This is a genomic window from Pyxidicoccus fallax (genome assembly GCF_012933655.1).
In the GTDB taxonomy this organism is placed as follows: Bacteria; Myxococcota; Myxococcia; order Myxococcales; family Myxococcaceae; genus Myxococcus; species Myxococcus fallax.
In genome coordinates, this window is record NZ_JABBJJ010000417.1 from 1 (window position 1) to 9,859 (window position 9,859).

Sequence of the window (9,859 nt, forward strand, 5' to 3'; positions counted from 1 at the left end):
GGCTGATGGTGGGCGCGGTGGGGCTGGGGGGCTCGTGGCACGTGGAGCTCCTGGAGGAGGCGCGGGCGCAGGTGGTGCGGCTGGAGACCGGGCAGGCGTGCACGGTGGAGCGAGCGGCACTGCCCGCGGGAGTGCGCGAGGGGGACGTGGTGGTTGACGGCCGGCTGGACCCGGAGCGGACGGCGCGGCGGGTGCGTGAGGTGGCGCGCAGACGGGCGCTGCTGGCTGTTCCTGTCCCGCCGGGGCTCGACCTGTGAGGTGGGGTGGCGCGCTGGCGACGTTTCCGTTGACGGCTGGAGCTGGATGGTGAACATGCGTGCGATGCCCGTGGCCCTGCCCTACATCGAGGAAGCACAGCAGGGCCTGGTGCGCCACTTCGGCCTGACGCAGTTCCGGCCGGGGCAGGACCAGGTCATCTCGTCGGTGATGAGCGGGCGCAACACGGTGGTGGTGATGCCCACCGGCGCGGGCAAGAGCCTGTGCTACCAGCTGCCCGCCACGCTGCTGCCGGGGCTGACGCTGGTGGTGTCCCCGCTGATTGCGCTGATGAAGGACCAGGTGGAGGCGCTCACCGCGCGGGGCATCTCGGCCACCTTCATCAACTCGTCGCTGTCCGATTTGGAGCGGGCCGAGCGCATGCGCCGGCTGCGTGCGCGCGAGTACAAGCTGCTGTACGTGGCGCCCGAGCGCTTCCGGAGCCTGAGCTTCCTGGAGACGCTGGCCGAGGTGGGCGTGGACCTGTTCGCCGTGGACGAGGCGCACTGCATCTCGCAGTGGGGCCACGACTTCCGGCCGGACTACGCGCTGCTGGGCCAGGTGCGCAAGCGCCTGCGCCCGCCGCGCACGGTGGCGCTCACCGCCACGGCCACGCCCGAGGTGCGCGCGGACATCATCCGCATCCTGCTGATGAAGGACCCGCAGGAGTTCGCCATGGGGTTCGACCGCCCCAACCTCTTCCTGGGCCAGCAGGAGGTGGGTGGCGACCAGGACCGGTACGAGGCGTGCGCGCGGCTGGCGGCGCTGGGCGGCAGCGGCATCATCTACTGCTCCACGCGCCGGGCGGCGGAGGGCATCTTCTCCGAGCTGCACGGCAAGGGACTGAAGGCGGTGCTGTACCACGCGGGCATGGAGGACGACGCGCGGCGCCGGGCGCAGGACACGTTCATGTCCACGAAGGACGCGGTGGCGGTGGCCACCAACGCGTTCGGCATGGGCATCGACAAGCCGGACATCCGCTTCGTGGCGCACGCCAACATCCCCCGCGCCGTGGAGGCGTACTACCAGGAGATTGGCCGCGCGGGCCGCGACGGGGGCGACGCGCGGGCGGTGCTGCTCTTCAACCACGCGGACGTGTACACGCAGGAGCGGCTCATCCAGAGCAGCCACCCCTCCGAGGCGGTGTTCGGGGACGTGTGGAACGTGCTCCAGTCGGTGGAGGAGTTCGAGCGCGGCGTCTACGCGCTGGCGGGCACGGTGAACGCCAGCGAGTTCGAGGTCTCCGCGGCGCTGCGCATCCTGGAGCGCGAGGGGAAGATTGAGCGCGGGGGCCGCGGTGAGGGCGAGCACGGCATCACCCTGACGGAGAAGGCGCCGGCCGCGCACCCGCACTCGCCGGACGCGCAGCGGCTCCTGAAGTCGCTGCTGGAGACGTTCCCCGTGGGGCGGCAGGCCACCACGGAGCTGCCGATTCTCGCCCGGCGCACGGGGCTGTCGGTGGACGAGGTGCGCCACGCGCTGAGCCTCCTGGAGAAGTCCGGCGCGGCGAAGGTGCGGCGGCCCTTCTCCGGGCGCTCCATCCGCGCGCTGGAGCGGGTGCCCTTCCGCGAGCTGGGGTTGGACTTGAGCCGCGTGCGTGAGCAGGAGCGGCAGAACCTCTCGCTGCTGCGGCGGATGACGGAGTACGCGTACTCGGACCGGGACAAGCGGTGCCGGCGCGGGGCGATTCTGCGCTACTTCGGCCAGCGGGACGTGGGGGCCTCGTGCGGCAACTGCGACGTGTGCGCGCCGGAGAAGCTGCCGGTGCTGCTGGTCGGTGGGCCCGCCGCGTCGTCCCGCGCGCGCGCCGCTTCCTCGGCGGCGGTGCCGGTGACGAGCTACAGCGAGCTGGCCTCCACCGAGCTGCGCCGGTGGCGCAAGGACCTGGCGAAGGATTTGGGCGTCGCGCCCTTCATCATCTTCAACGACGCCACGCTGCTGGGGCTGTCCGCGGCGCTGCCCATCGACCGGGAGTCCTTCCTCGCGGTGAAGGGCACCGGGGAGAGCCGCTGGGAGCGCTTCGGCCCCAAGGTGGTGGAAATCTGCCTCATGGCGCGCGCGGCGGGCCACGAGCCGCAGGCCGTGCCCGCCACGCCGCCCCGGGTGCGCAAGGCCCGGGTGCGGCGCTCGGCGTGAGGCGCACGGGCCGGCTTCAGGGGTGGCGGTCGCCGCCCGCGCGCCGGTAGGCCCGGCGCATGAGGAACACGCGCAGCCCGCCCATGAAGGTGCCCACCACCAGCGCGAGCAGGAAGATGACCGCCATGGTGGTGAGGCCGAAGATGATGCGCAGGCCGTACTTCGGAATCTGGTCCGTCAGGTAGGCCTGGCGCAGCGGCCCCATGGCGCCCACCAGCTCCAGGGCGCGCGCGGGGAGTGAGTCCAGCGACAGCGACAGGTTCCGGAGGAACGGCGTCTGCCACCGGGTCAGCGCCAGCTCCACCACGAGCCCCACCGCGAGGTAGATGAGCGAGAGCAGGAACGCGTTGCCCCACATGATGCGGAACAGTGGGGCCTCGGGTGGTGGTGGTGACGAGGAGGGCCTCACGCTATCGGGCCGCCTTCTTCTTGAGGGACGGCAGCGCCTTCTTCACCCGCGCCGCCTCCTGTGAGCCGCCCGCCAGCCGCAGGAAGGCCTCGTACGACTCGATGGCCCGGGGCAGCTCCGCGGACTCGCGCACCAGCAGGTCCGCCAGCGCCAGGTGCGCTGGCCCGTCCGTGGGCTCCAGCTCCACGGCCTTGGACAGCGCCGCCTTCGCCTCCGCCTCCTGCCGCTGCTTGAGGGCCACCAGCCCCAGCGCCAGGTGCGAGCGTCCCTCGTGCGGCGCCAGCTTCACCGCCTCGTCCGCCGCGGCGCGCGCGTCCTTCAGCGCCCCGGCGCCCAAGAGCACCCGCGCCATGGCGGCGCGCGCGAAGGCCTTGTCCCAGGTGGTGGGCGCGCGGGCGGCCAGGTCCTCCAGCGTGCGCGCCGCGGGACGGCCGCCGGCGGGCAGCTGCGCGTACAGCTCGCCCACCCGGCCGCAGGTGGCGTCCGGGCCCTCGCGCCGGGCCGCGGCGAAGGCCGCGTCCGCGTTGTCCGCGTTGCCCTGGCGCAGGAAGGCGTGGGCAATCTCGCAGAAGGTGTCCGGGTCCTTCGGGTCCAGCCTGTTGGCGCGCTCCAGCGCGGAGAAGCCGCCCCGCGCGTCGCCCGCGGCGAAGAGGATGGCGGCGCGCAGCCGGTGCGCCTCCGCGTCCTCCGGCGCCAGCTTCGTCGCGCGGCCCACCGCGCCTTCCGCCTCCTTGCGGCGGCCCGCGTGGTACAGCGCCAGCGCGAAGCCCTTGTGCGCGCCCGCGCTGCCCGGGTTCTCCAGCTGCCACGCCTCGAACTGCTTGAGGGCCTCGGGCGTGCGCCCCAGCGCCAGCAGCGTGCGGCCCAGCGCGTCCCGCGCCTCGCCGTGCGCGCCGTTGCGCTCCACCGCCTGCGTCAGCGGCTTGAGGGCCATGTCCGGCAGCCCGCGCATCAGGAGCAGGCGCCCCAGCGAGCAGGACGCCTCGTAGTCGCGCGGGTCCTTCTGCGCCTCCTCGAACTGGGCCTGCGCCTTGTCGAAGGCGCGCTCGCGCAGGTACACCTGCCCCAGCGCTAGGCGCATGTCGTTGCGCGGGCGCTTGGCGGCGGCCAGCGCCTTCTCCAGCACCTCGCGCGCCTGGGTGGCGTTGCCCTCCGCGGCGTCCGCCAGCGCCAGCCAGGACACGGCCTCGGGCGGATAGCGGTCGTTCACCCGCGTGCGCGCCAGCTCCGCGCGGGCCTTCTTCCAGTCGCCCAGCTTCGCGTAGGCGGCGCCGCGCACCAGGGCCACCTTGCGGCCCCCGTCACCCTCCAGCCGCGTCAGCACCTCGCGCTCGCGGTCGCGGTCCAGCAGCGTGCGGCCCAGGCCCTCGCGGGCCTCGTCGCTCTTGGGCTGCAGCTTGAGGGCGGCCTCGTACGCCGCCTGCGCCACGTCCAGCTTCCCCGCCGCGCGGCCGGTGGCCCCCAGCGCCAGCTGGAACTCGAAGGCCAGCGGGCCCTGGGCGCCCTTGGACAACAGGGCGCGGGCCTCGTCGTGCTTGCCCTGCGCGGCCAGCAGCTCGCCGTGCACCAGCTGCTGGCGCCCCTTCAGCGCGGCCGGCAGCTTCGCGTCCGTCGCGAGCGGCGCCACGTCCGCCAGCGCCGCGTTCAGGTCCTGGTCCAGCGCGAGCCGCGCCTCGGCGAGGCCGATGCGCGCCCCGGCATGCTCGGGCGACTTCTTGCGCGCGCGCTCGAACATCTCGATGGCCTGCGGGAAGTCCTCGGAGACCAGGTAGTAGTTGCCCAGCGCCACCAGCGCGCGCACGTTGGCGGCCGAGGCCCGCAGCGCGCGGTCGAAGCGCTCCAGCGCCTTCTTCTCGTCCTTGGCCTCCAGCAGCAGGCCGCCGGCGAGCGCATGGACCTCGGTGCTGTCCTCCTGCGCCGCGAGCAGCGCGCGGCGGGCGGGCTCGCGGCCCCGGTCATCGGCCACCAGCACGTTGGTGGTGAGCACCAGCGCGGGCGAGCCCTCCTTCACACCGGGCTTCTCCAGCGCCTCCAGCGCCTGCCGGCGGTCCTCCGGCGACATGCCGTGGTCCGCGAAGAGCAGCGCGTGCGTCCAGGCGGTGAGCGCCCAGGCGCGGCTGCTGCTCTCGTCCATCTCCCGCGCGCGAGCCAGCTGCGCGAGCGCCGCGTCCAGCGAGCCGCGCGAGTCCTGGATGATGAGGTCCTCGGTTCGGGCCAGCGTCTCGTTCAGCGTCTGCCCGCCCTGGTCCGCGCGGTACTTGAGGAAGCCGCCGATGATGATGGCCAGCACCACCACCGCCACCACCGCGCCGGCGGCCTTCACGCCGTGCCGCGCGATGAATGACGTCTTCGCGGCCTCGCGCTCCAGCTTCGCGCGCAGCTCCTTCTCGTAGGCGGCGGTGAGCGCCTCCGTGTCCTGCTTGGGCGCCGTCTTGGCGGCGGCCACCTGCGCCGTCTGCGCCGTGGCGTCCGGGATGTCGTCGAGCAGCGAGCGCTTGCCTCCCGACGGGCGCACCGGCGTGGAGCGCTTCGCCACGGGCGCCGCCCCGGTGGGCTCGGGAGGCGGCAGGTCTCCCAGCAGTCCGCCGCCGCTGGCCGGAATCGTCGGCTTCGCCGTGGTGAACTCGCCGGACAGCAGCAGCGGCAGCTCGCTCGTCCCCTCGGGCGGAGCGGCCTGGAGCCCCTCGTCACGCCCGCCAGCCTCGGATCCGGACGCGTCCTGCCCGGCGTCCGCGCCCTCCGGTGCCTCTCCGGAAGCGGAGAACGACTCGCCGGACGCGTCCCGCGGCGCCTCGGAGGGCGGCGTGCCCGCGGCGCCAGTGGCCTGGTCGCCGTCCTCGTCGTCCAGCGAGAGGTCCAGCCCCGGCAGCTCCGCGCCCGACGACGTCCGCGTGGGCACGCTCCGGTTCATCAGTCCCAGGGAGTCCGCGACGTCCCGCGTGGAGTCCACGCCGGCGTGCTCGCCCGGGGCTCCGGACGCACCCGCGGCCTCCAGGGAGTCGGCGCCTTCCGCGCCCGCTCCGGACGCGGAGTCACCCTCCGCACCCGCGTCCTCCGTCCGCCGCGACGTGGCGCCAGCGGCCCCATCCGCACCAGGGCCTCCCGCCCGCGCGCCGGCCGCGCTCGGTGCACCGGAAACATCCGCCTGCGCTCCGGCGGCGCCCTTCACTCCCGCGGCTCCCGCCTGCGCTCCGGCCGCGCCATTCGCGGCCGCCCCGGCGCCCTTCGCCCCGGAAGCACCCGCCTGCGCTCCGGCCGCGCCATTCGCGCGTGCCGCACCCGCCTTGCGCGCGCCCGCCTCGGCGCCCTCGGCCAGCTTCACCTTCGCGGTGTCTCCGAGCGCGGCGGCGCGCAGTCTCGCGGCGGCCATCGGCGCGGCGGCGCCCGACTCCTGCGCGCCCTCCGGTGCCTCGGCGTCGTCGTCCGCCTTGGGCTTCTCCAGCCCCATCAGGTCCGCGAAGACGGGGGCCGGCCCTCCGGCCAGCGCCTGCTGGGCCTGCTCCAGCCACAGCTTCACGCGCCCGTCATTGGGCTGCAGCGTCACCGCCTTGCGGAGGATGGGCAGCGCCGAGCGGTACAGGCCCCGCTGCAACAGCACCTCGCCAATGAGGTTGTACGCGTAGGGGTTGTCCTTCTCGATGCTGATGGCCTGGTCGAACTGCTCCATCGCCTCCGCGGGACGCCCCAACTGGATGAGCGCCTTGCCCCACAGCACACGTCCGACGGTGGACGTGGGGTGGTGCGAGATGCCCTGCCCGCAGACTTCGATGGCGCGCGCCGCTTCCCCTTTTTCCAGCAGGGCCTTGGCGAGCTCGACGAAGACGGAAGAAGTAGGGTCCTGCCGGAGGAGCTGCTCGTAGCGCTCCACCATCGACTTGGCCATGTGTGCTCACGACTCCGGTACTCGGGAGGGGAGCCGGAACATACCACCGCGCCCTCGTCCGGCGCGTCCACCGGGTGCTACCGTCCCGGCCGTGAATCGCCTGCCTGCCCTCTTCCTCGCGCTCGCCCTCGGGGCATGCGCAACGGCATCCAAGAAATCCAATCTGGAGGCACTCAAACCCACGGTGGAGCAGTTCCACCAGGCCATCCGGTGGAGGGACTACCGGGCGGCCGCCCGCCTCATCGTCCCGGAGCGGCAGCTGGACTTCCAGCGCGCCCGCATCGAACGGCACGACGACCGGGACCTCACCATCACCGACTACGAAATCGAGGATGTGAAGGTCTCCGAGGACGGGCAGCGCGCCACCGTGCAGAGCCGCATCCAGTGGATGCGCCTGCCGTCCGCCTCCGAGCAGACCGCCCTCGTCGTCTCGGAGTTCGTCTTCCGGAACGGGGTGTGGCTGCTGGAGCGGCAGCTCGACGGGCCCTTCGAGGGCGAGCTGCCGTAGAAAAGAAACCGCCCACCGTCTCGGGGCCGGCCGAGGCGGTGGGCGTCGGGAGCCCCCCAATGGGGCGCCCTACAAGAATCCGCCTGATGTCCCGGGGCCGGCCGGGACACCAGGCGTCGGGAGCCCCCCAATGGAGCGCCCTACAAGAATCCGTCCACCGACCCGGGGCCGGCCGAGGCGGTGGACGTCGGGGGCTCCCCAATGGAGTCCCCTACAAGAATCCGCCTGATGTCCCGGGGCCGGCCGGGACAGCAGGCGTCGGGAACTCCCCCATGGAGCGCCCTGACAGTCTGGCGAGTGGCGACGCTGTGTTTCCGAAGGCCCGCGTCGCCGCGCCGTTTCGTGGCTTTCCTAGAGCAATGCGAGTGCCAGCGGCCCCGCCCCTTCCTGGAGCGGGCCGACCCCTTGGAGATTCAAGGACTTGCAGTGGCTCGGGCCCGGCTGCCTGCCTGCCCTGCCCTGCCGGTCCTGACATCGCTGTCAGGTCCCCGCGCGGCGGGCGACCCATGGGCCCTGACACCCGTGTCAGGGGCTCTCGGACTTTCCAGTCACTACTCGCCGATGACGGAGCGGATGGTGTCGCGCATGGAGTGGCGCGGCTTCCAGTCCACGTCCTTCACCCAGCGGTTGCCATCCACGGCGCAGAGGAACTGGATGTGGTCCAGCTCCGGGGGCGGGAAGTTGGCGAGCCGGTACTTGAACAGCGTGCGCAGCAGCGGGCGGGCCACGGGGTGCGGCACGGGAATGGGGCTGCGGCCCAGCTCGCGCATCACCGCGGACAGGGGCACCTCGCCGGGGCCCACGACGTTGTAGACGCCCTTGGGCTCCGGGCGGAGGGCCTCCACCATGGCGCGCGCCACGTCCTCCACGTGGATGAGCTGCACCATGGGGTCGAAGCCGGCCATCACCCACGGGCGGCGCAGGCGCAGGTAGTTGGAGGGCGCGTTCTTGATGGTGGGCCCGACGATGTGGACGGGGCGGAGGATGACCGTCTCGATGTGCGGGTGCTTCCAGAAGAAGCCATGCGCGAGCATGTCCACTTCGATGAGGTCCCTCACGCCGGAGAAGCGGCTGGCCGCCATCAGCGGCGCGTCCTCGGTGAGGAAGTTGGAGTTGTCGGGGCTGGGGCCGTAGACGTTGGCCGACGAGAGGACGACCACCTTCTTCACGCCGTACTTCGCGCAGTACTCCAACAGGCGCGTGGTGCCCACGACGTTGAACGAGTGGTGCTCCTCCTCGCTCATCCGCGGGTCATGCATGATGCCCATGTGGATGACGGCGCGGACGTCGTTCTTCCGGAAGACGTCCTCCGCCTTCTTCTTGCGGAGGTCCAGCTCGTACATCTCCACGTCCTTCGGCCGGCCCACGAAGGGGCGCCGGTCGATGCCGATGATGCGCTCGTGCTTGTGCAAGAGCTTGGCGAGCGTGCGGCCGAGGTTGCCGCTGATGCCGGTGACGACGACGGCGGGCCGCTGGGGGCCATTGGACGCGGGGCTCACCAGAACACCCCCCGGCGCTCCTTGAGGCCCTGGTGCAGCATGGACTGGATGGCGGCCTTCACGGTGCGGACCTTCTTGTCCAGCTCACTGTCCTCGTCATCCGGGCGGCCGGTGAAGCGCAGCGGCTCGCCGTAATAGATGCGGTACTTCGTGGGCAGCGGAATGGGCAACCCCGTGGGCGTGACGGGGAAGGACGGGAACCCGAGCAGCTTCGCCACGGGCTTGAGGTCCATCAGCGCCGGGGCCTGCTCCTCGGCGCCCACCACGGCGATGGGGACGATGGGGGTGCGCGTCTCCAGCGCGAGCCGCATGAAGCCCAGGCCGAACTCCTGGAGCTGGTAGCGCTGGGGCCACAGCTTGTTGATGCCGCGGGTGCCCTCCGGGAAGACGAGGATGGCCTCCTCGGACTCCAGCAGCCGGCGGCAGTTTTCCGGCGTGCCGACAATCTGCCCCATGCGGGCCATGAAGGTGGATACGTAGGGCAGCGAGGGCACCCACTTCTCCACCATGCTGCGGATGGCGCGCGGCGGGGTGGCCTCCAGCATCATGGAGACGCCAATCATGGCGCCATCCAATGGCAATTGCCCCGAGTGGTTGGACACCAGCAGCACCCGGCCGGCGGGGACCTTCTCGATGCCGTACGTCTCCACCCGGAAGTAGTTCCGGTAGAGCCACAGGAAGGGCGCCACGGCGGACAGGCTGAAGTCGAGGTTGTAGCCGAACGGGTCCACCCCGTACTCGTTCTCGGGGCGAGCCAGGGCCAGCATCCGGTCCTTCTGCTCGTCGGTGGCCAGCCGGTCCGTCCAGTCGCGCAGGCCCTTCTTCACTCGGTCGGTGATGCGCTCCAGCATGAGGGGGTGTCTACACCACCGGCCCCCGCTCCGGGAGGGTCCGCCCTCCGGCGGTGGCCTTTTTCGGGCCGGCCCGGGCGCCGGAGCCGTCACCCGGAGGACAGACGCCGTACGACGAAGGAAGGAGTGGGGCGTACGCTGTCGGACACGGCGGGACACCCGCTCTCCACCAGTGGACGCTCCACACGCGCCCTGCCCTGCGGAGCGCTGGCGGCGGGAACAATTCCCCGGCCCATGCGTTCGACGCTCGTCCTGCTGTGCGTGGCCCTGGTGTCAGGAGGTTGTGCGATGACCCCCGCCGCCGCCGTCGTCCCGGCC

Annotated in this window: 7 protein-coding genes; 3 read left to right on the plus strand and 4 right to left on the minus strand. The window is 72.4% G+C overall.

The genetic code is table 11. From position 1 onward, the window contains the following. Positions 1 to 2 precede the first annotated feature (2 nt). Both HG543_RS47185 and HG543_RS47190 read left to right on the plus strand, forming a co-directional pair. Positions 3 to 257: a DUF3006 family protein gene (locus tag HG543_RS47185; protein WP_371876548.1), complete on the plus strand. Its 255-nt coding sequence runs from the start codon at positions 3 to 5 to the stop codon at positions 255 to 257. Between the two features lie 46 nt (positions 258 to 303). Next, complete coding sequence (locus tag HG543_RS47190) at positions 304 to 2,391, plus strand: RecQ family ATP-dependent DNA helicase (protein WP_169351535.1); 2,088 nt, start codon at positions 304 to 306, stop codon at positions 2,389 to 2,391. A 16-nt stretch (positions 2,392 to 2,407) separates the two neighbouring features. On the opposite strand, the gene HG543_RS47195 is transcribed toward HG543_RS47190, so the two are convergent. After that, complete coding sequence (locus tag HG543_RS47195) at positions 2,408 to 2,800, minus strand: hypothetical protein (RefSeq protein WP_343073613.1); 393 nt, start codon at positions 2,798 to 2,800, stop codon at positions 2,408 to 2,410. A gap of 1 nt (position 2,801) precedes the next feature. Further along, positions 2,802 to 6,683, minus strand: coding sequence for a tetratricopeptide repeat protein (locus HG543_RS47200; protein ID WP_169351536.1), 3,882 nt, complete (start codon positions 6,681 to 6,683; stop codon positions 2,802 to 2,804). Positions 6,684 to 6,867: 184 nt separating this feature from the next. Between HG543_RS47200 and HG543_RS47205 the strand changes: the two genes are divergently transcribed. Beyond that, positions 6,868 to 7,191, plus strand: coding sequence for a hypothetical protein (locus HG543_RS47205; RefSeq protein WP_343073614.1), 324 nt, complete (start codon positions 6,868 to 6,870; stop codon positions 7,189 to 7,191). A 551-nt stretch (positions 7,192 to 7,742) separates the two neighbouring features. Here HG543_RS47205 and HG543_RS47210 read toward each other — a convergent pair. Further along, a complete protein-coding gene (locus HG543_RS47210; RefSeq protein WP_169351538.1) occupies positions 7,743 to 8,690 on the minus strand; it encodes an NAD-dependent epimerase/dehydratase family protein in 948 nt (315 codons plus the stop codon). Then, positions 8,687 to 9,541, minus strand: coding sequence for a lysophospholipid acyltransferase family protein (locus HG543_RS47215; protein ID WP_169351539.1), 855 nt, complete (start codon positions 9,539 to 9,541; stop codon positions 8,687 to 8,689). Before HG543_RS47215 ends, HG543_RS47210 begins: the two co-directional genes overlap by 4 nt. Positions 9,542 to 9,859: the final 318 nt, after the last annotated feature.

Bases quoted from the DNA above. Each gene is read 5' to 3' on its own strand.
- HG543_RS47190 (WP_169351535.1), top strand. From the start codon at position 304: ATGGTGAACATGCGTGCGATGCCCGTGGCCCTGCCCTACATCGAGGAA.
- HG543_RS47200 (WP_169351536.1), bottom strand. From the start codon at position 6,683: ATGGCCAAGTCGATGGTGGAGCGCTACGAGCAGCTCCTCCGGCAGGAC.
- HG543_RS47215 (WP_169351539.1), bottom strand. From the start codon at position 9,541: ATGCTGGAGCGCATCACCGACCGAGTGAAGAAGGGCCTGCGCGACTGG.